The 24666-nt window shown below is 61.1% G+C and carries 19 protein-coding genes; 11 read left to right on the forward strand and 8 right to left on the reverse strand.

The window, feature by feature from the left end; translation table 11 throughout:
• Positions 1–99 precede the first annotated feature (99 nt).
• From leuA to nadA, 11 genes are all read left to right on the forward strand, one after another.
• Complete coding sequence (gene leuA / locus BFQ00_RS26185; protein ID WP_065887606.1) at positions 100–1794, forward strand: 2-isopropylmalate synthase; 1695 nt, start codon at positions 100–102, stop codon at positions 1792–1794.
• 1 nt (position 1795) lies between these two features.
• Entirely contained in the window at positions 1796–2536 is a 741-nt protein-coding gene (locus tag BFQ00_RS26190) for an AraC family transcriptional regulator (RefSeq protein WP_065887607.1), read from the forward strand.
• A 208-nt stretch (positions 2537–2744) separates the two neighbouring features.
• The gene (locus BFQ00_RS26195; protein WP_065935165.1) at positions 2745–4247 is read left to right on the forward strand and encodes an efflux transporter outer membrane subunit; all 1503 of its coding nucleotides are present in this window, start codon (positions 2745–2747) and stop codon (positions 4245–4247) included.
• Positions 4244–5416, forward strand: a complete 1173-nt coding sequence (locus tag BFQ00_RS26200) for an HlyD family secretion protein (RefSeq protein ID WP_065935166.1) — start codon at positions 4244–4246, stop codon at positions 5414–5416. Before BFQ00_RS26195 ends, BFQ00_RS26200 begins: the two co-directional genes overlap by 4 nt.
• The gene (locus BFQ00_RS26205; protein WP_065935167.1) at positions 5409–6953 is read left to right on the forward strand and encodes an MDR family MFS transporter; all 1545 of its coding nucleotides are present in this window, start codon (positions 5409–5411) and stop codon (positions 6951–6953) included. The genes BFQ00_RS26200 and BFQ00_RS26205 overlap by 8 nt, the downstream gene beginning before the upstream one ends.
• A 459-nt stretch (positions 6954–7412) precedes the next feature.
• A complete protein-coding gene (locus BFQ00_RS26210; protein ID WP_065895072.1) occupies positions 7413–8189 on the forward strand; it encodes a DUF3050 domain-containing protein in 777 nt (258 codons plus the stop codon).
• Complete coding sequence (locus tag BFQ00_RS26215) at positions 8186–8533, forward strand: DUF4437 domain-containing protein (protein ID WP_065935168.1); 348 nt, start codon at positions 8186–8188, stop codon at positions 8531–8533. The genes BFQ00_RS26210 and BFQ00_RS26215 overlap by 4 nt, the downstream gene beginning before the upstream one ends.
• Before the next feature lie 25 nt (positions 8534–8558).
• The gene (locus BFQ00_RS26220) at positions 8559–9488 is read left to right on the forward strand and encodes a diiron oxygenase (RefSeq protein WP_065887613.1); all 930 of its coding nucleotides are present in this window, start codon (positions 8559–8561) and stop codon (positions 9486–9488) included.
• Positions 9489–9500: 12 nt separating this feature from the next.
• On the forward strand, positions 9501–12977 hold the full coding sequence (locus tag BFQ00_RS26225; RefSeq protein WP_065935169.1) for an amino acid adenylation domain-containing protein: 3477 nt from the start codon (positions 9501–9503) through the stop codon (positions 12975–12977).
• 20 nt (positions 12978–12997) lie between these two features.
• Positions 12998–13465, forward strand: coding sequence for an SRPBCC family protein (locus BFQ00_RS26230; protein ID WP_065887615.1), 468 nt, complete (start codon positions 12998–13000; stop codon positions 13463–13465).
• Between the two features lie 257 nt (positions 13466–13722).
• Entirely contained in the window at positions 13723–14781 is a 1059-nt protein-coding gene (gene nadA, locus BFQ00_RS26235; protein ID WP_065887616.1) for a quinolinate synthase NadA, read from the forward strand.
• Positions 14782–15457: 676 nt separating this feature from the next.
• Here the strand turns inward: nadA and BFQ00_RS26240 are convergent.
• From BFQ00_RS26240 to arcC, 8 genes are all read right to left on the reverse strand, one after another.
• Entirely contained in the window at positions 15458–15946 is a 489-nt protein-coding gene (locus tag BFQ00_RS26240; protein WP_065887617.1) for an RDD family protein, read from the reverse strand.
• A 94-nt stretch (positions 15947–16040) separates the two neighbouring features.
• Positions 16041–16253: a cold-shock protein gene (locus BFQ00_RS26245; RefSeq protein ID WP_007253000.1), complete on the reverse strand. Its 213-nt coding sequence runs from the start codon at positions 16251–16253 to the stop codon at positions 16041–16043.
• Positions 16254–16646: 393 nt separating this feature from the next.
• On the reverse strand, positions 16647–17771 hold the full coding sequence (gene gcvT / locus BFQ00_RS26250) for a glycine cleavage system aminomethyltransferase GcvT (RefSeq protein WP_065935170.1): 1125 nt from the start codon (positions 17769–17771) through the stop codon (positions 16647–16649).
• 97 nt (positions 17772–17868) lie between these two features.
• A complete protein-coding gene (gcvP, locus tag BFQ00_RS26255; protein WP_065935171.1) occupies positions 17869–20706 on the reverse strand; it encodes an aminomethyl-transferring glycine dehydrogenase in 2838 nt (945 codons plus the stop codon).
• A gap of 10 nt (positions 20707–20716) precedes the next feature.
• Positions 20717–21100, reverse strand: a complete 384-nt coding sequence (gene gcvH, locus BFQ00_RS26260) for a glycine cleavage system protein GcvH (RefSeq protein ID WP_005790845.1) — start codon at positions 21098–21100, stop codon at positions 20717–20719.
• 429 nt (positions 21101–21529) lie between these two features.
• Positions 21530–23038 carry a sigma-54-dependent transcriptional regulator gene (locus tag BFQ00_RS26265; protein WP_065935172.1) on the reverse strand — a complete coding sequence of 503 codons (1509 nt, stop codon included), beginning with the start codon at positions 23036–23038 and terminating at the stop codon, positions 21530–21532.
• Between the two features lie 185 nt (positions 23039–23223).
• On the reverse strand, positions 23224–23586 hold the full coding sequence (locus BFQ00_RS26270; protein WP_065895065.1) for a DUF5064 family protein: 363 nt from the start codon (positions 23584–23586) through the stop codon (positions 23224–23226).
• 18 nt (positions 23587–23604) lie between these two features.
• A complete protein-coding gene (gene arcC, locus BFQ00_RS26275; RefSeq protein WP_065887623.1) occupies positions 23605–24534 on the reverse strand; it encodes a carbamate kinase in 930 nt (309 codons plus the stop codon).
• Positions 24535–24666: the final 132 nt, after the last annotated feature.

Genomic DNA, 24666 nt, shown 5'->3' on the forward strand with positions numbered 1-24666 from the left:
CATGCCAAGCTTTCTTTGTTTAGTATTGGATCCAATGTCCAGCGTGGTCAGCGAGGCTGCCCAGGCAACCGACGATCAGTTCTAAAAAGGAGAAGCCGCATGATGCTCAAGGACCCTTCCAGCAAATACCGCCATTTCACCACCGTCGATCTGCCGGACCGCCAATGGCCCAGTGTCGTGCAGGCTGCTGCGCCGACCTGGTGCAGTGTCGATATGCGTGATGGTAACCAGGCGCTGATCGAACCCATGAATGCCGAGCGCAAGCGCCGCTTCTTCGAGCTGCTGGTGAAAGTGGGTTTCAAGGAGATCGAGGTGGGGTTTCCCGCTGCATCCCAGACCGATTTCGATTACGTGCGTGAACTGATCGACAGTGGCGCGATTCCCGACGATGTGACTATCCAGGTGATGACGCAGGCGCGCAGTCATTTGATCGAGCGCACCTTTGAGGCCTTGAAGGGCGCACCGCGAGCGATTGTGCACGTGTACAACGCCACCGCCCCGGTGTTTCGCGAAGTGGTGTTCGGCGTCGACCGCGCCGGCTGCATCGACATCGCCACCCAGGCGACGCGTGAAATCAAGCGTCACATGGACAACAATCCAGATACGCAGTGGACGTTCCAGTATTCTCCCGAAACTTTCTGCTTTACCGAACTGGACTTCGCGCTGGAGGTCTGCGAGGCGGTGACGGATGCTTTTGGGCCGACGCCGTCGAACAAAATGATCCTGAATCTGCCGACCACCGTGGAAGTCTCCACGGCGAACGTCTTCGCCGATCAGATCGAGTGGTTTTGCCGGCATTTCAGCCGGCGCGACAGCGTGGTCATCAGTGTTCACCCGCATAACGATCGCGGTACCGGGGTGGCGACGGCCGAGCAGGCTTGCCTGGCCGGGGCCGAGCGTGTCGAGGGCACCTTGTTCGGCAACGGTGAGCGCACCGGCAACGTGGATATCCTGACGCTGGCAATGAACCTCTACACCAGCGGCATCGACCCGCAACTGGATTTCTCCGACATCATTCATGTGCAGCGTGAGGTTGAGTTCTGCAACCAGCTGCCCACGCACCCGCGCCATCCCTACGCCGGGGAGTTGGTGTTCACGGCGTTCTCGGGCTCGCACCAGGACGCGATCAAAAAAGGTTTCGCGGCGCGCCAGGCCAATCCCGACGGACGCTGGGAGGTGCCGTACCTGCCGATCGATCCGGCCGACATGGGGCGCAGCTATGAGGCGGTGATTCGCGTCAACAGCCAGTCGGGCAAAGGCGGCGTCGCGTACCTGCTGGAACAGCATGGCATTGTCATGCCACGCCGTTTGCAGATGGAATTCAGCAGCCTGGTTCAACAGGAAGCCGACGCTTCGGGCCAGGAAGTCAGCGGCGAGATGATCCTGGCCTGCTTTACCCGGCACTACCTGGATCAGGGCAACCCTTACACCTTGTTGCAGCCCAAGTTGGTCAGCGAAGGCAGCGTGACGTATCTGGAGGGCACGCTGACCGGCGGTGCGAGGGACATCGACTTGAGCGGCGAAGGCAATGGCCCGCTGGCGGCGCTGGTGGACGCATTCGCTCAACGCGGCGTGCACTTCGACATCGCCGATTACCATGAGCATGCCACCCGTGACGGTGCCCAGGCCGAGGCGCTGGCCTATGTGGAGATCCGTGTGAACAACCAGCTGCTGTTTGGTGCCGCCCGCGACGGCAGTATCCTGCTGGCGTCCCTCAAGGCGGTGACGAGTGCGGTCAACCGCGCATCGCGTCTGGGCCTGCTCAGCGTGGTGAGTGCTGCGGTGCCTTCCTGAGATGAATGCGCATACCGCATTGGCGGCGCTCACCGGTAACTTTGGTCACGGTGACATCGTTGCCTCGCATCGACATGAAGAAGGCCAGTTGGTCTATGCCATCAACGGCGTGATGCTGGTATCGGTGGTCGGCACCACGTGGGTGGTGCCTTCCGGACACGCGTTGTGGGTGCCCTCGGGGCAGGAGCATCAGATCCGCATGACTGGCGAGGTGCGCATGCGCACGTTGCTGATCACCCCCGGCGCCCACCGTGCCTTGACCGAGGAGTGCCACGTCATCCGCGTATCGCCACTGCTGCGCGAGTTGATCATCGCTGCGTCCGAGGTGCCTGACAGTGAGTCGGCCGTGGTGCGTCATGTGCAGATTGTCGACCTGATTTTCTCCGAACTCGACAGGGCACAAAGGGTTTTGGCCCATGTACCGATTCCGGACGAGCCGCGCCTCAAATCACTGTGCGCCGACTTTATCGACAACCCTTCCCAGGAGTCGAAGCTGGAGAGCTGGGCGGTGCAACTCAATATGAGTTCGCGCACCCTGGCTCGGCTGTTCCAGAAAGAGTTGGGCATGAGTTATGGCGAGTGGCGCAAGCGCACGCGGCTGCTGCTGAGCATGCAGCGCCTGGCCTGCGGCGTGTCCATTCTGGAAGTGGCGCTGGAGCATGGTTACCAAAGCCCGAGCGCTTTTACCGCGATGTTCAAACGCACCATGGGTTATACGCCGAGCAACTGCCGTCTGGTCTGAGCCGCACCCGGCGTTCACACCCCTCCCACTGGACATGGCCCGCGGCTGCGCAGGGCCATGTTTGCGTCTGCGCGGCCGACGGTTGCTCGGGACTCAACGGTGGTACGCAGGTTGTCCCAATCGAAACGATGGTTGTCTGGAACTCGGGAGATGCGCGACGCGGTGCTCTCTTAATCTGCGTCTCTACTTAGCACTCTGGATTTCTGCGATGGGTTCGCCTTCTTTTTCCGCGCGGCACTGCCGTCTTTCGCTCCTGGGCGTGGCGGTTGTCTGGTTGGCGGGGTGTTCCTCCTGGGTCGCCCATACGCCGGCGCAACCCCACCCGCAGCGCATCGATGCCTTGAGTCGCCTGCCGCAAGGCGTATCGGCCCAGGCGTTACCCGACCGTTGGTGGCAGTTGTACAACGACCCCAGGCTCGATGCGCTGGTGCAGCAAGCGTTGGCGCACAACCGTGACCTGGCGGCGGCGCAGGCCCATGTGCAGGCGATGCTGGCCGGGATCATGCAGGCCGACGCCGAGCGCTGGCCGTCCACGCAGGCCTCGCTGGGCGCCGCTTACGGCAAGACGGCCGACGATCAGACCCTGGCCAAGGCCACCGACAGCCACGCGCCGTCGCAGTGGGCGTTCAATCCTGGCTTCGAGTTGGCTTACCAGGTGGATGTGTGGGGCCAGGTCCAGCGCAGCATCGAGCGGGCGCAGGTGCAGGCGGCGGCGGCCAAGGACGCCGAAGACCTGCTGCGTATCACGGTCGCTGCGCAAACCACTCGCGCCTACGTGAATGCCTGTGCCCTGGGCGCACGCGCCAAGGTGCAGCGCCATTCACTGGAAGTGGTCGGGCACAGCCTGGCACTGACCGATCGCCAGCGTCAGGCAGGCGTGGTCACGGATCTTGAATACAGCCGCATGCAGGCATTGCAGGGCGAAACCCTGGCCTTGCTGCCGATGCTGGAGGCGCGTCGCCAGGCCGCGTTGTATGAACTGGCGATGCTGACTGGCGTGGCGGACCTGGAGCAAGGCTCAGGCGCGGCGACCTGCGAAGCGGTGCCGCAACTCGCCGCCGCGCTGCCGGTGGGGGACGGCTGGCAATTACTGGCGCGCCGCCCGGATATTCGCCAGGCCGAGCGGGCATTGCAGGCGGCCACGTTACAAGTGGATATCGTCCAGGCCGACCTGTATCCGAAGGTGACCTTTGGTGCGTCAGTGTCTTCCTCAGCCAGCAAACCCCATGAACTGGGCGACAGCAGCGCGGTGATGTTCGGCATCGGCCCGCTGATCACCTGGCAGTTCCCCAACTGGCGTGCCAATCGCGCACGGGTCAACCAGGCCCGGGCGCTTGAGCAGGTGCAGGTCGCGCAATTCGAGGCCAGTGTGCTCAACGCCCTCAAGGACGTGCGCCAGGCACTGGCGTTGTACGACGGCGAGCGCCAGCGCCACGCCGCCCTGAGCCAGGCGCTGGAGAGCAGTCAGCACGCCTACAGGCTCGCGCAGTTCAATTACAACGCCGGCTCCATCGACTTTCTCGACGTGCTCGACAGCGAGCGTGAGCTGATCCGCCTGCAAGCCACGCGCGCCGACGCCGATGGCCAGTTGCTGCAGCGCCAGATCAGTCTGTTTCGCGCCCTGGGCGGCGGCTGGCAGTCCGCTTCCAGCCAGGCCCCGACCGCTGCGCTCACCCACGCTTCCGTCAATTCTTCCGGTACCCAGCCATGAATATCGCTGTTGATGAAAAAAACACTGTGCAGGATGAGCAGGAACAGGTGGTCGAGCAACTCATGCACGACCGCAAGCAACGCCGCAAACGCAACCTGATGCTGCTCGGTGGTGCTGTTTTATTGATCGCGGCAGTGGCGTTCGGCGTGTATTGGATGACCATCGGGCGCTACCTGGAACAGACCGATGATGCCTACGTGCGCGCCGACTGGATTCCCATCAGTCCGCGGGTATCGGGCTACGTGGCCCAGGTGTTGGTCGAGGATGACCAGCCCGTCAAGGCCGGGGATGTGCTGGTGCGCATCGAAGACCGTGATTACCAGGCGAGGTTGGCCCAGGCCCGTGCGGAGTTGGCTGAAACGCAAGCCTCGATTGCCGCCCAGCAGGCCAACCTGCAAGTCACCGACAGCCTGATCGCGCAACAAAAGGCCGGTATTGCCCAGGCTGAGGCGCACACGCGCAGTGTGGGAGCGGAGTTGCGCCGCGCCGGTCTGGATCAGCGTCGCTATGAAGGCCTGGTCCGTGAGCATGCCGCCAGCGCCCAGCGCCTGGAAAGCGCAGCCGCCAGTTACACCCAGGCCAGCGCTGCGGTGGAAATTGCCCGGGCGATGCAGCGCCAGCAGGAAACCCGGCTGAATGTCGCCATTACCCGGCGCCAATTGGCCGATGCCTCGCTCCAGCAGCAAATAGCCCGGCGCGGCCAGGCCGAGGCGCAGTTGAAACTGGCGACCAACGCGCTTGAAGACACCTTGATCCGCGCGCCGATCGACGGGGTGGTGGGACAACGCAAGGTGCGCACGCGCCAGTACGTCGCGCCGGGCCTGCCGCTGCTGGCGGTGGTGCCTTTGCACCAGGCCTATGTGGTGGCCAACTACAAGGAAACCCAACTGCGCGACATGCGCGCCGGGCAACCGGTGGACATCAGTGTCGACAGCTATTCGGGACGCAAGCTCACGGGGCATGTGGTGAGTTTTTCGCCGGGCTCGGGAGCGGTGTTCGCACTGCTGCCGTCGGACAACGCCACCGGCAATTTCACCAAGATCGTGCAGCGCTTCCCGGTGAAGATCGTGATCGATCAGCACGATGAAGGTGGCCCGATTCTGCCGGGCATGTCAGTGATTACCACGGTAGATACCCGTCCTGCCGTCCAGGACGCCAAGCATGACTGAGATCGGCGAGAAAACCGTCTCCTTTCGCGCCTGGGTGGCGGTGATCGGCGGGCTGTTCGGCTGTTTCATGGCCGGCATGAACGTACACGTGACCAGCGCCGCGCTGCCTGAAATCGAAGGCTCGCTGGGCGCGACCTTTGAGGAGGGCTCGTGGATTTCCACGGCGTATCTGGTTGCCGAAATCGTCATGATCCCGCTGACCGCCTGGCTGGTGCAGGTGTTTTCCCTGCGCCGGGTGATGCTGGTGGGCTCGTTTGTATTCCTGGTGGCTTCCATCGCGTGTTCCTGGGCGCCCAACCTGGAAGTGATGATCATCATCCGGGTCATCCAGGGCGCCGCCGGCGCGGTGCTGATCCCGTTGTCGTTCCAACTGATCATTACCGAACTGCCGCCGAGCAAGATCGCCATGGGCATGGCGCTGTTCGCCCTGTCCAACAGCGTGGCCCAGGCCGCCGGGCCGTCGATTGGCGGCTGGCTGACTGACGCCTATTCCTGGCGCTGGATTTTCTACCTGCAACTGGCCCCCGGCATTCTGCTGTTGCTGGCGGTGGCGTGGTCCATCGATGCCAAACCGATGCAGTTGAGCCTGCTCAAGCGCGGCGACTGGGGGGGGATTTTGGCCATGATCGTCGGCCTGGGCGGTTTGCAGATCGTGCTCGAAGAGGGCGGGCGCAAGGACTGGTTCGGCTCCGATTTCATCGTGTGGATGTCCTTGGTCGCAGGCATCGCCCTGGTGTATTTCGTGCTGTCACAGCTCTACGGCAGCCGCTCCTTCATCAACCTGCGCTTGCTCAAAAGCTACAACTTCGGCGTGGCGAGCGCGGCGATGTTCATTTTTGGCGGGGCCACGTTCGGCCTGGTCTTTCTGGTACCCAATTACCTGTCCCAGTTGCAGGGCTACAACGCGCGCGAAATCGGCATCAGCCTGATTGCCTACGGGATGGTGCAACTGGTGCTGGCACCGTTCATGCCGCGCCTGATGAAGTGGCTCAACCCCAAGCTGATGGTTGCCAGCGGATTTTTCATCATGGCCCTGGGGTGCTATCTCGGTGCGCATCTGGACGTGGACAGCGCCGCCAACGTGATCATCCCGTCCACCGTGGTACGGGGCATCGGACAGCCATTGATCATGGTGGCGCTGTCGGTGTTGGCCGTGTCCGGGTTGGCCAAGGATGAGGCCGGTTCGGCTTCCGCCTTGTTCTCCATGCTGCGCAACCTGGGTGGGGCCGTGGGCACAGCCGGGTTGACGCAGATCGTTGCGATGCGCGAGCGCTTTCATTCCGAGCGCGTCGGCGAGTCGATCACCCTGTTTTCCCCGTCATTGCAGGAGCGCCTGCGCGCCAGCATGGAGGACAGTGAAGCATTCATCTTCAACCAGCTATTGCCCGCCCAACAGCAAGTGATTGAAAGCCTGATGCATACGGTGCGTCGCGAGGCCTACCTGATGGCCTACAGCGATGCGTTCTACGTGTCCTGTATCGCGTTGATCCTGTGTGGTGTGGCGGCATTGGCATTGCGTCAACAAGCAAAGAATTAAATGCATAAAGTCCGCAATTGATACGCGGTACTTCTCAACGAGCAAGAGGGAACTTGAATGGTGAAAAGGCGAATGGCCTGTTGACAGTTTAGTGACTTGCTAACTTAGCAATGACATACAGTTTGCAAATGCTCAGATCCGGTGAGTAGGCAAACTCACGCCCGACAAAGTTGATGTCTATAACTTTGATCGGGCTTCTGTTGTTGTATGTTTTATAGTTCGGAAATATTTTGTATTATTTATTGAGAAAACACTTGCTGAGCGTAATGAACTTCCTCTAAGTTTCGTCTTGCTTCGGCGGCTGACCGCTCGGTCCGACGAAGTGTCATGCTGTAATTCAACTGAAATACATAGTGTGCTGGCCGGTAATGGCGAGATAAGCCTGCTCATGCCTGAAAAAAGGCAGGCTGGTTTATATCGAACGGTCGGGACCCAACTAAGCCTGATGAGGAGAGCAACATGGAAGATAAAAAGTCGCACTTGAACGCCAAGAAAACCGAACTGGGCAATCATCGGATCTTTGCTGAGATCAATTCATTGCCGGTCTTGCGCGCCTTTATGGAAACCCATGTCTTTGCCGTGTGGGATTTCATGTCTCTGGCCAAGCGTCTGCAACAGGACCTGACCTGTACTCGACTGCCATGGCTCCCACCCTTGGACCCGGCGGCAGCGCACTTGATCAACGAAATCATCCTCGGCGAAGAGTCTGACCAGAACCTGCAGGGCGGTCACTACAGCCACTTCGAACTCTACCTGCACGCTATGCGTGAAGTCGGCGCCAGCACCGACAAGATTGAATTCTTCGTCAAACTGATGCGTGAAGGTGTCGACCTGCAGACCGCGTTGAACCGCTGCGGCGCAGGCCTGGCAGCCTCGGCCTTTGTGACCGACACCATCGAAACCGCCATAAATGCCTCCACGCACTGTGTCGCCGCGGCGTTCCTGCATGGGCGTGAGAGCGTTATTCCGGAGATGTTCCAGCGCATTCTTGATGACTGGGATATCACCGCCGACGACGCCCCGACGTTCCGCTACTACCTGCAACGCCACATTGAAGTCGACTCCGAAGATCACGGCCCGGCGGCGGAAAGCCTGCTCGCGCGCCTGGTCAACGGTGATGCTCAGCGCCAGGAAGAAGTCTACGAGTCGGCCATCGCAGCCGTGCAAAGTCGCCTGGCGCTCTGGGACAACTTGCGGGTGGCCATGCGCGAAAATGTCAGTGAGTGCGTGGCATGAACATAGAAATCATCGAAGCGGACCAGGCCCAATGGTTCGAGGTCAAGTCCGAGCGCGGGATCACGTTGACGGTATTCAAGGACACGTTGGACCCCATCAGTAAAACCGGTATTCGCACGCGTCTGGTGCGTTTTCATCCGGGCGGCGGCACCCGTGAAATCTACACGCATGATTATCACGAAGAAGTGTACTTGATCGAAGGCGATCAAACAGAGTTGGCCAGTAATGAACGTCCCGAGAAGACGTATCGTGATGGCGCTTATTTCTTCAGGGCGGCGCACACCGAGCACGGTCCGTTCAACTCCAAAGACGGCTGCCTGTTGTTTGAAGTGCACTACTACTGATCATCATGAACAAAGGGAACGCTTCATGAGAGCTGAAGAATATCAATCATTTTCCGAAGCGTGGGAGGAGCGTGCAACGATTCGTACGCGCCCGAGGCGTCGTTTGGAAGATGATGAAAAGTTAATATTCCCGATCAGTCGCCAACCGCTGGTAATGGGCGCAACGTTTATCCGCGAATGTGCGCACTTGCAGCACTTTGTGCTTGTTCAAAGCCTGTACAAGTTCATTAATGATGTGGTGATTTTCGAGACGGAAATCGTCGACAAAACCGCCAGGAGCATCGCGAAAGATAACTTCGCCATCCGCTTCCCGTTTGCCTGTCGGTATGACGCGATGACCGTGGTAGTTGATGAGGACTATCACGCATTGGTGGCGATGGATTACATGCAACAGACCATCGAGCTGACCGGGATCGAGCCCATCACCTTGCCTGCGGAAATCGAACTCAGCCGTTCGATTCCCAAAGCCCTGGCGATGGCGCCCGAGCACCTCAAAGCGGCTGTGGAGTTGATCTGCGTCGCGGTGGCTGAAAATACCTTGACCAACGATGTCGCGGCATTTGCCCGGGACGACTCGGTGAAGGCATCGGTCAAGGGGTTGATGGCCGATCATTTGGCGGACGAGGGACGGCACTCCGGCTTTTGGGCCAAGTTGACGCGCATTTACTGGCGCACGGCGAGCGAGGAAGACAAGCGCACGCTCGCCGCGATCATGCCGGTGTTTCTCGCTGAGTACCTGACGAACGAGATCCAGCAGGGGTTCGATTTCGCCTTGATCGAGCAGTTGCCGGTGAGCCCTGCTGTCAAGGCGGCGTTGCGCGAGGAGGTCGAAGGCATGAGTTTTCCGATCACGCCGACGCACCCGCTGGTGGGCAACATCGTCCGATTCTTCAAACACAGCGCCATGCTCGACGCTCCCTGCATGCAGGAAGCGCTCGCCGATTATTTGCGCTAGAGGAGAACTTCAATGAGACATCTTGATATCGTTCTGTGCGGGCGCAGCCATGCGCTCGCCTGCCTTACGCAAGAGTTGCAGCAGATGGGTCATACCACCCTTTTGCTGCCCACTGACAACGCCAATGAGCACGCCCGGTTACCGGTTCCGGACCTGCTGATCGACGACGCCAGCACGACGCGGTTTCCTCAGTATCCCGCGTGTCACCATCTGTCTTTACGGATGCGGTCCGACGATGCCGGCGATGTGTTCGCGCCCTTGCACCTTGAATGCCTGTGGCGTGCGGGGGAGGGCGACTGGATGACGCTGGGACGTCGTGAAGTCGATGCCGACACGGCCGGCAATGGCGCCGACCTGATGCAGGAAGCCATCGCACAAGTGGTGGACATGGCCAGCGTGCACATTGGCCGCTACTCGCGCAGTGCCGACTACCTCGAGACGCCGCGTGAGCCGGTCAAGGCGCTCGACAGCCTGTCGAGCCTGACCCGGCTGGATCGACTGGCCTGGCAGCATCGCCACAATGCGACTGCCAACCTCGGGTTGCTGCAGGAAGCCCGGCAACCCTTCGTCCAGCGCCTGGCCGACAGTCTGCTGGCCAATGCCGAGCGCAGTGCCTTGAAAGTCGATGGGCACGGCATGTCCTATGCGCAACTGCATGCTTACAGCGTGGCCATCCAGGAGCGCTTGCAGCCTTTGCTTCACGCGCAGGGCGGGGGGCTGACCGTGGTCGGCATCTCCTTGCCCAAGGGCTCGGCACTGTACGCAGCGATCCTGGCGGTGATCGGCTGCGGCGCCGTGTACCTGCCGCTCGACCCGAACCATCCTGCCGAGCGTCGTGGGGCGATCCTAAAGCATGCCAATGCCAGCTTGCTGATCCAGGAGACCGACGCCGTCAACCCGCTCGCGGGCCTGGCGACCCTGGACATCAGCCACCTGGATTTCTTCCACCATGGCGCCAAAGGCTACAGCCGCGTGGCCCTGGCGCCGGATCAGAGTCTGCTGCGCGTGCCGTTGGCGGGGGCGGCGCCCTGTGTGGCGATCTATACCTCGGGCACCACCGGGCAACCCAAGGGGGTCTTGCTGAGCGTCGACAACCTGAGCCACTTTTGCGCGTGGTATGCGCGCTATGTGGAGCTGGACCGTCACAGCCGTGCGTTGCAGTTTTCCACGATCAATTTCGATGCCTCGCTGCTGGACATCTTCCCCACGCTGATCCAGGGCGCCGAACTGATCGTCCCCACCGAGGACCAGCGTCGCGATCCCGTCGCGCTGGCCGAGTTGATTGAGCAGGAGCAGGTGACTCACGCCTTCCTGCCACCGGCCTTGCTCAGCATCCTTGCGCTCGAATCGCTGTACGGCCTGCAGCATCTGGTGACGGGGGGCGATGTGTGCGAGCCCCATGTCATCGAGCAACTGGTGGGGCACTGCCAGTTGCATAACATTTACGGCCCGACCGAGACCACGGTGCTTGCCACGTGCCGCACGTTCCAGGCAGGCGACAATAACCGCAACCTCGGCGTGCCGATTGCCAATACCGCGATTTACCTGCTCGATGAGCAGGGGCAGCCGGTCGGGCAAAACGGCAGTGGTGAGATCCATATCGCCGGGCCGGGGGTGGGCCTGGGTTATCTGGACGCCGCGCAAATGACCGCCGAGCGTTACCGCCTGCATGAATTGCCCGACGGGCAACGGTTGCGCCTGTACCGCACCGGCGACCTGGCGCGTTGGACCGAGGACGGCATCCAGATCATCGGACGCCTGGATAACCAGGTGAAGATTCGCGGTTTTCGTGTCGAGCCCGAAGAAATCGAACACTTGCTGCAATCGAGCCAGTTGTTCCGTCAGCTGGCGGTGGTGATCGATCAGCAGCGGCGCATCCTCGCGTTTTTCTCCCAGCCCCACGGCGGTGACGGCCACGCCGCCAGCGAACAGTTGCAGGCTTACGCGCTCAAGCACTTGCCCGACTACATGCGCCCCAGCGCTTACTGCCTGCTGGAACGCCTGCCGGCCACGGCCAACGGCAAAGTCGACCGTAAGGCCTTGAAGAATCTGCCCGTGAACTACAAACCCCAAGGGCCGCGTCAGGCACCGCAGAACCCCACGCAGGAGCAGTTGCTCGGGCTGTGGTCCACCCTGCTGGACATGCCCGGCGCCGACATCTCCGTGGAGGACAGCTTTTTCAATCTCGGCGGCCACTCGATCCTGCTGTCGCAAATGCTCATGGGCATTCGCGAGATGTTCGGCAAAGGGGTTTCGATCAACCGCTTTATCGAACAGCCGACGCTGATCAATCTCGCGAACCTGATCGACCAGGACGTCGAAGCCACCGCCACCGTCAGCCCGCAGGCATTGCGTGACGCGACGCTGCGGCCTGAGCTGGACGTATTGCCGATCAGCCGCCTGGGCAACCTGCATAAAGTCATCGTCACCGGCTCCAACGGGTTTCTGGGTGTGCACATCGTTGAAGCACTGCTGGAACTGGGCAGCACCGAAGTGGCCTGCCTGGTGCGCGAGTCGGGGGGGATGAGCGCTCAGCAGCGTTTCGAACAGGCGTTGATTCAGAACCGCCTCGAGCACCTTGACCTGAGCCGGGTGCGGGTGTTGGCGGCCGATATCAGCCAGCCTCGCCTGGGCCTGTCGGAAGCGGACTACGAGTGGCTGGACCGTGAATACGGCGTGTTGATCTATAACGCGGCCAACGTCAACCACGTGCTCGACTATGAATCGCTGGTCAAGGACAACGTCACGCCCGTGCTGGAATGCCTGCAACTGTGTGAGGGGCGCAGCAAGAAGGTGTTCAATTTCATCTCCACCTTGTCCGCGTCCAGCACGGTGGATGCACAGGGGCGCGTGCTGGAAGAACCACCGGCGTTCACACCGCCGATCTACATTCGCAATGGCTACAACCTGTCCAAGTGGGTGGCCGAGCGCATCTTGTGGAACGCCAGTGAGTCGGGGGTGTGGGTGAACCTCTATCGTCCGGGAAACATTGCCTTCAATACGCGGACCGGGGTGTGCCAGCCCCATCAGAACCGCTTGATGCTGATGCTCAAGGGGTCATTGCAGCTTAAGGAAGTGCCTGAGCTGGCGCTGAACTTCGACCTGATGCCGGTGGACTTCCTGGCTCGCTTCATCGCGTTTCACGCCAGCCGGCATAACCGCTCCAAGGCGGTCTTCAACCTGCACAACCCGCTGCCCTTGAGCTGGGCGCATTACCTGGAGGCGTTTCGCGCCGCTGGTCACGATTTCCAGATGGTCCCGGTGACACAATGGCAGCAGCGCCTGTCGGCGATCGACAGTGACAATGCGTTATTCGGTGTCGTCGGCTTTTACCTCAATGGCTTTGAAGAGGACATCGGCGATATCTCGATGATCGAGTACCACAATGCGCTCTCAGGCATCCGTAGCATGGGTGAAGACTACCCGGCCAAAAACAGTGCGCTGCTGCAAAAAGGCTGCGACTACCTCAAGCAAATCGATTTCATCTAAGCAAAAAAAGGAGCTGTCCCATGCAACATTTTGAACCCGATACCCTGGTACGCAACCCCGTGGGCAACCCTGTGGTCGCCAGCGTCACGGTCAATGGCGACGCGCGCAGCGTGTGGAATATCGTCGGAGACTTTTCCGGTTTCGCCAAATTCATCCCGGCGTTGTCCCACATCGAAATGACCGGCGAGGGCGTGCGCTCGGTACGCAAGAAGCTGTTCAAGGACGGCAATGTGGTGATCGAGCAACTCAACAGCCATGACAACGAAGGCATGACCATGACCTGGTCGCTGATCTACACCTCGCTGAATATCGGCAACCTGTGGGCCGTCATGCAAGTGGAGCCGCAAGGTGCGAATCAAAGCCTGGCGACCTGGACCATCATTGGCCAGCCCTATACCGGCGGCCCGGAGGACGTGCCGGCGTTCGAGGCGTTCCTGCAAGGGTTTGCCGATGATGCGATGAGCAACGTGCAGAAGCTGTTTGCCTGACGCTTCAGGTGTGCCGCCCTGTGAGTACCGTTGGATCAGCGGTATTCGCGGGGCTTTGAACCCGCCGTACTCCCCCCGCAAAATGCCCGCGTACTGCCAGATTAGGCTTTTGAATCCATTCGATATTCTGTAGCCTTGCGCAGCTTCAGCTTTACCCGTGCTTGATGAACACACACTTCGTCCGGCGGCGCCCGAAGGGCTCCAGAGCCGGTGGTACACTCGACTTTCGCGCTACTGCGCCTGCAGGTCTTGCGAACATGACGCACATTTCCGAACGCCTACTGGTTCAAGCCCATCTCGACGCCAAGCAGCCCAAGGCCCTCAGTGCCGATGAGGAAGCGAGCCTGCGTGCCGCCATCGCCGCCGAGCTCAAGGCTCAGGACGCGGTGCTGGTTGCCCACTTTTATTGCGACCCGGTGATTCAGGCGCTGGCCGAAGAGACCGGCGGTTGTGTTTCCGACTCCCTGGAAATGGCGCGCTTCGGCGCCGCGCACCCAGCCAAAACCGTGCTGGTGGCGGGGGTACGGTTCATGGGCGAAACCGCGAAAATCCTGACCCCGGAAAAACGTATCCTGATGCCGACCCTGGAAGCGACCTGCTCCCTGGACCTGGGTTGCCCGGTGGATGAATTCTCCGCGTTCTGTGACCAGCACCCCGAGCGCACGGTGGTGGTCTACGCCAATACCTCGGCGGCGGTCAAAGCCCGCGCCGATTGGGTGGTGACGTCCAGTTGCGCGCTGGAGATCGTCGAAAGCCTGATGGACAACGGCGAGACGATTATCTGGGGCCCGGACAAGCACCTGGGCACCTACATCCAGCGCCAGACCGGCGCCGACATGCTGCTGTGGGACGGTGCCTGCATTGTCCACGAAGAGTTCAAGTCCAAGCAGCTCGAAGACATGAAAGCGCTGTACCCGGACGCGGCGATCCTGGTGCACCCGGAATCGCCGACCTCGGTGATCGAGCTGGCGGACGCCGTCGGTTCCACCAGCCAGTTGATTGCGGCAGCGCAGCGCCTGCCGAACAAGACGTTCATTGTCGCCACCGACCGCGGCATCTTCTACAAGATGCAGCAGCTGTGCCCGGACAAAGTCTTCATCGAAGCGCCTACCGCCGGCAACGGCGCCGCGTGCCGCAGTTGCGCGCACTGCCCGTGGATGGCGATGAATACGCTGGAACGCACGTTGCAGTGCCTGCGCGAGGGCAGTAACGAGATATTCGTCGAGCCGTCGGTGATCCCGCAGGCGGTGCGGCCGCTCAAGCGCATGCTCGACTTCACCCAGGCTGCACGCCTCAAGCTCGCCGGTAACGCCTGATTCAAGACTGCCTGGGTAAAAACTGTGGGAGGGGGCTTGCCCCGATGGCCATAGGTATCTACACAACTCTGTAGCGCTCAACCGTAACCACGATGCGAAGCGAGTCGCTCTTGATCTTGACCTGCTTTTGATCTTGATCTCAGGCGCCCCGTTAAACCACGCTGGCCGAACGCAGGCTTGAATTCGTGGGTAACCCGGCAGGACGCCGGGTTAGCCGCACCGGGCCATGGATGGCCCATTGCGGCGGCCCACGGATTCAAGCCAGAGAGAGGGCACACCGAGCCCAGGCGAGGTGCCGAGTGGTGGGGCAAGAGCGTTTTGCTTACTTTTGCGCTTTTCAAAAGTGAGCCGCTGTAAAAGCGGAACCATTAGCAGCCGTTACCGCAGAAACGGATATGTACTCGGTCTGATCCAACATCCTGGTCGGCCCCGAGGCCGCCATCGGGGGCAAGTCGAATCGTCGCACCGCCCCTCCCACATTTGGACCTCGGAGCGTCAGGTAGATACGCGTTAGCTCCCTCGCCACAGGGGCGGTGTCGCACCAAAATTGTGTAGATACCTATGCCCCGATGGCGGTGTGACAGTCACCCTGTATTTTGACTGATCCACCGCTATCGGGGGCAAGTCGAATCGTCGCACCGCCCCTCCCACATTTTGATCTTCACTTGGCAGGTGGTTACTTCTTTTGCTTGGGGATACGTACCAGTTGCGTGTCCGAATAGATGTCATGCCAGCTGCGCTTTTGCTTGTCGAACAGCGACCAGATAAACCCCAGTCCCACGCACAACCACGACGCAATCGACACCACAAAACGTAGCAACGCCTGCCACAGGCTGATGCGCGTGCCGTCAGCGTTCTGCACGCGTACGCCCCACACCTGCATGCCCAGGGTCTGCCCGGAATGGGTCCAGAACTTGGCGAAAAAACCGAACAGCACAAACAGCAGGATCGTCGACAGCAATGGGTCACCGTCCAGTGCGCCGGACTCGGTGAGTGTGCGCATCTTCGCTTCACCCACGAAGGCGATCCACACCAGCTTGTAGATAAAGGCGGTGACGATCAGCAGGGCGGTGCACAACAGGAAATCATAGAACATCGCTGCCAGGCGGCGGCCCAGGCCAACGGCGGGGAACTCGCCTTGGGGGCGCAACAGGGGCTTGGGCATGGCAGGGCTCTCTGGTGAAAACGTGCAGTTTACGCAATGACGCCCATAAAAAAGCCCCTGATGTCATATCAGGGGCTTTTTGTCGCAGGAAGGATCAGCCTTCTGCTTGTACTTCGTCAGCCTGCAGGCCTTTCTGGCCTTGCACTGACACGAAGGTGACCTTCTGACCTTCCTTCAGGCTCTTGAAGCCGTTGCCCTGGATAGCGCGGAAATGCACGAACAGATCCGGACCGCTTTCTGGAGTGATAAAACCAAACCCTTTCTCGTCGTTGAACCACTTGACGGTACCGCTCTGACGTTCAGCCATTTTCTTCTTTCCTTTGACGCTAAAAATTAATGACAGCCTCTTTCACATGAAAGAGTACTGGGCTGGGTTGCAGGAAAGTAAGAGACGTCGAACGGGTTGTAGCATTACTACTTCAGCTACTGCCCAGGTCCAGGTTCCAAGCGACCCATGCAAACACAGTGGGCAAACTCTACGCCAACTAATATGGAAAAAACAAGCCCTGCCATAAAGCCCGGTTTTGCTCGGGCTGATGACAGTTTGGTGAATAAATTCACGCCGGCTTATTCGATAGGCGTGCTCACTTGTTATAGGGCAATCCCTATAACAAAGACTATCGCTTGTGCACTGTTATATGGCGGCTGCGTTACAGTTTAGTGCACGTAACGCAGCCGCGTTACTTATGGAAACGATCTATCAGCCACGGAAGTAACGTTGCGGTACAAATGGCATTTTACTTACACGTAATGGCACCTTTTTCCCACGCACCAGCGCAGAAACCTCGGTATCCAGTGCGGTAAAGGCGCTGTCCAGGTAACCCATCGCCAACGGTCCGCCCAGCGTGGGACCAAAGCCACCGCTGCACACACTGCCAATCACCGCGCCCTCTGCGTCGACGATTTGCGCGCCTTCACGTACCGGAGTGCGTTCCTGGGGCAGCAGGCCGACGCGTTTGCGGTTCACCCCGGTTTGCTGCTGGGTGAAGATCCGGTCTGCGCCGGGGAAGTCGCCGGCACGCGCGCCATCGGCACGGCGCGCTTTGGAAATCGCCCACAGCAGGCTGGCTTCGATTGGGGTGGTCTCGGTGTTCATGTCATGCCCGTACAGGCACAGGCCGGCCTCAAGGCGCAGGGAGTCGCGCGCACCCAGGCCGATCGCCTGCACTTCGGCTTCGGCCAGCAGGCTGCGGGCCAGGCTCTCGGCATTTTCAGCCGGTACGGAAATTTCGAAACCGTCTTCACCGGTATAGCCGGAGCGGCTGACGTAGCAGTCCACACCCAGCAGGCGCAGGGTGGCGAATTGCATGAACGTCATCTGGGTAACTTGCGGTGCCAGGCGCGCCAGCACCTTTACCGCCGCCGGGCCTTGCAGGGCCAGCAATGCGCGGGCTTCGAACAACGGTTCGATGCTGCACTGGTCGCCGATGTGCTGGCGCAGGTGCGCCAGGTCCTGGTCCTTGCAGGCGGCATTGACCACCAGGAATAGTTCGTCGTTGCCCAGGTTGGCCACCATCAGGTCGTCGAGAATGCCGCCCTGCTCGTTGGTGAACATCGCGTAGCGCTGCATGCCTACCGGCAGGTCGATGATATCTACCGGCACCAGGGTTTCCAGGGCTTTGGCGGCATTGGCACCGGTCAGGCGGATCTGGCCCATGTGCGACACATCGAACAGGCCGGCCTGTTCACGGGTGTGCAGGTGCTCTTTCATGACGCCCAGCGGGTATTGCACCGGCATGTCGTAGCCGGCGAAGGGCACCATGCGCGCGCCCAGTTCGAGGTGCAGGGCGTGCAATGGGGTTTTCAACAGGGTTTCGGTGGACATGTTCAGCTCCTGAAACTTATTTTTCGAGGCTGACTCGGTCAAGTGTGGGAGGGAGCAAGCCCCTCCCAGATTTTTTGACCCCTTTCAGTCAGGCGGGTTACGCGTAGCTCTCGATCGACGGGCACGCACACACCAGGTTGCGATCGCCAAACACGTTGTCGACCCGGCCCACCGGCGGCCAGTACTTGCCTTCGATCAGCGAGGCTACCGGGTACACCGCCTGTTCACGGCTGTACGGGTGCGTCCACTCGCCCACCAGTTCCGCTGCGGTATGCGGGGCGTTCTTGAGGGGGTTGTCGTCCTTGTCCAGGGTGCCGTTTTCCACGGCGCGAATCTCTTCGCGAATGGCGATCATGGCCTCGCAGAAGCGGTCCAGTTCTTCCCTGGATTCACTTTCGGTCGGCTCGATCATCAAGGTGCCGGCCACCGGGAACGACATGGTCGGCGCATGGAAGCCGAAGTCGATCAGGCGCTTGGCCACGTCGTCCACGCTGATGCCGCTGCTGTCCTTGAGCGGGCGCAGATCGAGGATGCATTCGTGCGCGACCAGGCCATTGCTGCCGGTGTACAGCACCGGGTAGTGCTCTTCCAGGCGACGGGAGATGTAGTTGGCATTCAGGATCGCCAACTGCGACGCGCGCTTGAGGCCCGCGCCGCCCATCATGCTGATGTACATCCAGGTGATCGGCAAAATGCTTGCGCTGCCGAACGGTGCGGCACACACCGCGCCCTCCTTGCGCGCCATGGCCGCATGGCCTGGCAGGAAGGGCGTGAGGTGCGACTTGACGCCGATCGGGCCAACGCCCGGGCCGCCACCGCCGTGGGGAATGCAGAAGGTTTTGTGCAGGTTCAGGTGGGAGACGTCGCCGCCGAACTTGCCCGGTGCGCACAGGCCCACCATGGCGTTCATGTTGGCACCGTCGATGTACACCTGACCGCCGTTGTCGTGGATGATCGCGCAGATGTCGCGAATGCCTTCCTCGAACACACCGTGGGTGGACGGGTAGGTGATCATCAGCGCAGCGAGGTGTTCGCGGTGCTCGATGGCCTTGGCGCGCAGGTCCTCGATGTCGACGTTGCCTCGTGCGTCGCAGGCGGTGACCACCACGCGCATGCCGGCCATGTTGGCGGTCGCCGGGTTGGTGCCGTGGGCCGACGATGGGATCAGGCAGATGTCGCGACGCGCTTCGCCACGGCTCTGGTGGTAGGCGCGGATCGCCAGGAGGCCGGCGTATTCACCCTGGGAACCGGCGTTCGGTTGCAGGGAAATGGCGTCGTAACCGGTGGCCGCGCAGAGCATGGCCTCCAGTTCGCTGGTCAGTTGCTGATAGCCGGCGCTTTGTGCAGCCGGGGCGAACGGGTGCAGGGCACCGAATTCGGCCCAGGTCACCGGGATCATTTCGCTGGCGGCGTTGAGTTTCATGGTGCACGAACCCAGCGGGATCATGGTTCGGTCCAGCGCCAGGTCCTTGTCGGCCAGTTTGCGCAGGTAGCGCATCAGCTCGGTTTCCGAATGGTAACGGTTGAACACCGGGTGGCTGAGGATCGGCGACTGGCGCAGCAGGGCGCTCGGCAGGGTGCTTTCGGTGGCGGCAAAGGCGGGCAGGGCCTTGCCGTCGGCGAAGATGGTCCACAGGGCTTCGATATCGGCCTGGGTGGTGGTCTCGTCGATCGACAGGCCAACGCGCTCGTCGTCCACTACACGCAGATTGATGCGCTGGGTGCGCGCCTTGTCGTGCAGGGCGGCAGTGTTTGCGCCGGTGTTGAGGGTGATCGTGTCGAAGAAGTGTTCCTGCTCGACCTTCAGGCCCAGGGCGGTCAGGCCCTTGGCCAGGATCGCGGTCAGTTGGTGAATGCGCTGGGCGATCTGGGTCAGGCCTTCAGGGCCGTGGTAAACGGCGTACATGCTGGCGATGTTGGCCAGCAGCACTTGGGCGGTGCAGATGTTGCTGGTGGCTTTCTCGCGGCGGATATGTTGCTCGCGGGTCTGCATGGCCAGGCGCAGGGCCGGCTTGCCGAAACGGTCCACCGACACACCGACCAGACGGCCCGGCATGTCGCGCTTGAACGCATCCTTGGTGGAGAAGTACGCCGCGTGCGGGCCGCCAAAGCCCAACGGCACGCCGAAGCGTTGCGCGCTGCCGATGGCCACGTCGGCGCCAAACTCGCCCGGCGGGGTCAGCAGGGTCAGGGCCAGCAGGTCGGCGGCCACGGCGACCAGCGCATTGGCGGCGTGGAAGCGCTCGGTCAACTCGCGATAATCGAACACATCACCGTTGCTCGCCGGGTATTGCAGCAGGGCGCCGAAGAATGCGCTGACGTCGCTCAGTTCGCGCTCATCGCCCACTACCACGTCGATGCCCAGCGGCTCGGCGCGGGTGCGCAGAACGTCGAGGGTTTGCGGGTGGCTGTGCACCGAGGCGAAGAACGCGTTGCTGCCTTTGTTCTTGCTCAGGCGCTTGCAGAAGGTCATGGCTTCTGCGGCGGCGGTGGCTTCGTCGAGCAAGGAGGCGTTGGCGATCGGCAGGCCGGTGAGGTCGCTGATCAGGGTCTGGAAGTTCAGCAGCGCTTCCAGGCGGCCCTGGGAAATTTCCGGCTGGTACGGGGTGTAGGCGGTGTACCAGGCCGGGTTTTCCAGGAGGTTACGCAGGATCGGCGACGGCGTATGGCAGTTGTAGTAGCCCTGGCCGATATAAGTCTTGAACAGTTGGTTCTGGCCGGCGATGGCCTTGATCCTGGCCAGGGCCTGGGCTTCGCTCAGGCCGTCTTCCAGGCCGAGCACGCTGGTGCCCTTGATGCTTTCCGGGATCACGCTGGCGCTCAGGGCTTCGAGGGAGTCAAAACCCAGGCTGGAGAGCATGTGCTGCTCGTCTTCCTGGCGCGGGCCGATGTGGCGGGCGATGAATTCGTTGGCGGTGGTCAGATTAACGGTCATGGCGCGCTCCTCAGGCTTCAGCGTTGGCTTTGATCAGGCGGTCGTACGCATCCTGATCCAACAGCTTAGCCACTGCATCGGCGTCGGCTGGTTTAAAGCGGAAGAACCAACCTTCGCCCATCGGGTCTTCGTTGACCAGTTCGGGGCTGCCATCGAGTTTGTCATTCACTTCGAGGACTTCACCGTCCAGGGGCATGTAAACGCCGCTGGCGGCCTTGACCGATTCCACGGTGGACGCTTCGGCGCCCTTGTCGTAGGCCTGCAGCTCAGGCAGTTGCACGAAAACCACATCACCCAGCGCGTTCTGCGCAAAAGCGGTAATGCCCACGGTGACGCTGCCATCGGCTTCGGCGCGCAGCCATTCGTGATCTTCAGTGAAACGCAACTCGCTCATGGAAACTCCTCAGGGCCAGATTCGTCTGGTGGACGGGATTGGGATAATGGGGAGTTGCTTAGCAATATCGCGGCCAAGGTCATTAAAGTGTTACAAAACAATAGGTTATAAAAATGGGTGGTGATGCTGTGGGTTTTGACTGTAGCGATTTCGCTACAGTTCGGCCTGAGAAAAAAAGACTATGTGGATCAAAGCCTTGCATGGCGCGCGAAAAGCAGGGTTGTAGCGATATCGTTACGCTGTAGCGATTTCAGGACAGCGGACGTCGTTCTCAGACCAAAACCTGGAATGCCTTTCAAATGTGGGATGGGGCTTGCCCCCGATAGCAGTGGGTCAGTGAAAGATAAGTTGGCTGACACACCGCAATCGGGGGCAAGCCCCCTCCCACATGGGTTTGTATTCCACATTTAAATCTGCTGACTTTTGGAGCTAGGGCTTGTTTGGAATGCCGTACTTGCGCAAACGATGGGCAATCGCGGTATGGGAGGTTTGCAGGCGGCTGGCCAGTTGGCGGGTCGAGGGGTAGCTGGTGTAGAGCTTTTCCAGCAGGTCGCGCTCGAAGTGTTCCACCGCTTGTTCCAGGCTGTCGATTTCGCCGTCGCTCTGGCGGGCGACGGACGTGCCGGCGATGTCGAGGTCGCCGATGTCCACCAGGCTGCTTTCACAGATGGCGGCGGCGCGGAAGATCACGTTTTGCAACTGGCGCACGTTGCCCGGCCAACGGTTGCCCAGCAGCGCCGGGTAGGTGCCGGGCGCCAGGCGGCAGATGGGGCGCTGGATCTGCGCGCAGGCCTGCTGCATGAAGTAGCGCGCCAGCAGCAGGATGTCCTGGCCGCGTGCGCGCAACGGCGGTACTTCAACGTTGAGTACGTTGAGGCGGTAGAACAGGTCTTCGCGAAAGGTGCCTTCGCTGACCATCTTTTCCAGGTCGCGGTGGGTGGCGCTGAGGATGCGCACATTGACCTTCACTTCACGGTCGCCGCCCACCCGGCGAAAGCTGCCGTCGTTGAGAAAACGCAGCAACTTGGCCTGCAGGTACGGCGACATTTCGCCGATTTCATCGAGGAACACCGTGCCCTGGTTGGCCAACTCCATCAGCCCCGGCTTGCCGCCGCGCTGGGCGCCGGTAAAGGCCCCGGGGGCGTACCCGAACAATTCACTTTCGGCCAGATTCTCCGGCAGTGCGGCGCAGTTCAGTGCCAGGAACGGTGCACTGTGACGGGCGCTGATCGCATGGCAGGCACGCGCCACCAACTCTTTGCCGGTGCCGGTTTCGCCCTGGATCAACAGCGGGGCATCCAGCGCCGCCACGCGTTGCGCGCGCGCCTTCAAGGTGCGGATGACCGGGGATTCGCCCAACAGCGCGTCGAAACCTTCGGCATGGTCGTGGTGCAGCGCCGACAGTTGCTCGCCGATGCGGTTGGGCGGGTAGAGGGTGAGCAGCGCGCCGGCATCGGTGATCGGCGTGGCGTCCAGCAACAGGGTCTGGCCGTTGACGCTGATCTCGCGCAACGGCAGGCGAAAGCCATGTTCCAGCAAGGTGTCCAGCAGCCCTGGGTCACTGAACAGCTCGGCGATGCTTTCCCCGGCCGGTTCCCGCCCGTATAGAGCGATCAACGCCGGGTTGGCCAACAGGATCGTGCCCGCGCTGTCCAGGGCCAGCACCGGGTCGGTCATCGCCGCCAGCAGCGCGTCGAGTTGCAGGTGGCGGCGCTGGCCGGGGAGGATGTCGACCACCGTCACCGCCTGCACGCCCTGCACGCTGAACAACGCATCGCGCAGTTCCTCGAGCACCTCGGCGCTCAAGGTCGGTGCGTCGATATAGACGTTGGGCGGCACCATCTCCACCGCATCCAGGTTGAGGTTGCGCCCACCCAGCAGGGCCAGGACTTCCTGGGTGATGCCGACGCGGTCGATGAAGCTGACGTGGATACGCATGGGGCGATTGCAATTCTGGGGAGCAGAGGCGGCAAGTATGCCTGAGCGGTGATGGAGATCAAAAATGTGGGAGGGGGCTTGCCCCCGATAGCAGTGTGTCAGCCAAAAAACTTTCACTGAGCCACCGCCATCGGGGGCAAGCCCCCTCCCACATTTTTGCATGGTGTTGTGTCAGTGCCTTGGGGTTATTCCAGGTGTTCGGGCTTGACCGGGTCGCCGGATTTCACATCCAACTGATGGCGCACATCTTCGAACATCAAGTCGTACTGCTTGTGCATCGACCCGTTCAGCACGGCCATTTTCGGCATGCCGTATTTCTGCGCGATGTTCATCGCATGCCGGGCAAAGTCGAACGCCTGGTCCTTGGGCAGGAAGAACTCTTCCTTGAGGTCCTTGCCCTGCACCGAACCGTGCAGCTTGAACAACATGCCCTTGCCTTCCTTGGGGTCCTGGCTGACTTCATAGTCGATGCACAGGTTGTAGCTGTAGTCATGCTCGTTGAGTGCGTGACGTTCGACGTGCAAGTGTCCCGGTTCAAAGGTGGCCATAGGCAAATCTCCTCTACTTCACAGATAGGTGATGCCAGGTGTCGCCGTGCTGATGCGGGTGCCGGCGTGGCCCTGGACGATGGCTTCGATGTCCGAGAGTGAACCGATCACCGCGGTTTTGCCAGTCTGGCGGGCGAACTCGCAGGCCGCTTGCACCTTGGGCCCCATGGAGCCGGCGGCGAAGCCGAGTTTTTCCATTTCGTCCGGGTGGGCCTGGCCGATGGCCTTCTGGGTGGGCTTGCCGTAGTCGATAAAGGCGGCGTTGACGTCGGTGGCGATCACCAGCAGGTCGGCGTCCAGTTGCGAAGCCAGCAAGGATGAACACAAGTCTTTATCAATCACGGCTTCAATACCGCGCAGCTTGCCGTCTTCGCCATACATCGTCGGAATGCCGCCGCCGCCGGCGCAGATCACGATGGCGTTTTTTTCCAGCAGCCACTTGATCGGGCGGATTTCAAAGATGCGTTTCGGGCGGGGGCTGGCGACCACACGGCGGTATTTGTCGCCATCCGGGGCAATCGCCCAGCCTTTTTCAGCGGCGAGTTTTTCGGCTTCGGCTTTGGTATACACCGGGCCGATGGGTTTGGTCGGGTTCTGGAACGCCGGGTCCCTGGCGTCCACTTCAACCTGGGTAAGCAGGGTGGCGAACGGCACTTCGAAGTCCAGCAGGTTGCCCAGTTCCTGTTCGATGATGTAGCCGATCATGCCTTCGGTTTCGGCGCCCAGCACGTCCAGCGGGTAGGGCGAGACGCTGGTGTAGGCCGCCGCCTGCAACGACAGCAGGCCGACTTGCGGGCCATTGCCGTGGGCGATCACCAGCTCGTTGCCGGCGTGGATCTTGGCGATCTGCTCGGTGGCGATGCGGATATTGGCGCGTTGGTTGTCCGCGGTCATGGGTTCACCACGGCGCAGGAGGGCGTTGCCGCCCAGGGCTACGACGATGCGCATAATGCAATCCTTCTAGAGCTCGCAATCCTGTGTAGGAGCGAGCTTGCTCGCGAAGGAGGTCAACGATAACGCGCCCATTCTGAATGAACGCGGTGCCCTTGAGTTTTTCGCGAGCAAGCTCGCTCCTACAGT

Source organism: Pseudomonas sp. 28 E 9 (assembly GCF_900004785.1).
In the GTDB taxonomy this organism is placed as follows: Bacteria; Pseudomonadota; Gammaproteobacteria; order Pseudomonadales; family Pseudomonadaceae; genus Aquipseudomonas; species Aquipseudomonas orientalis_A.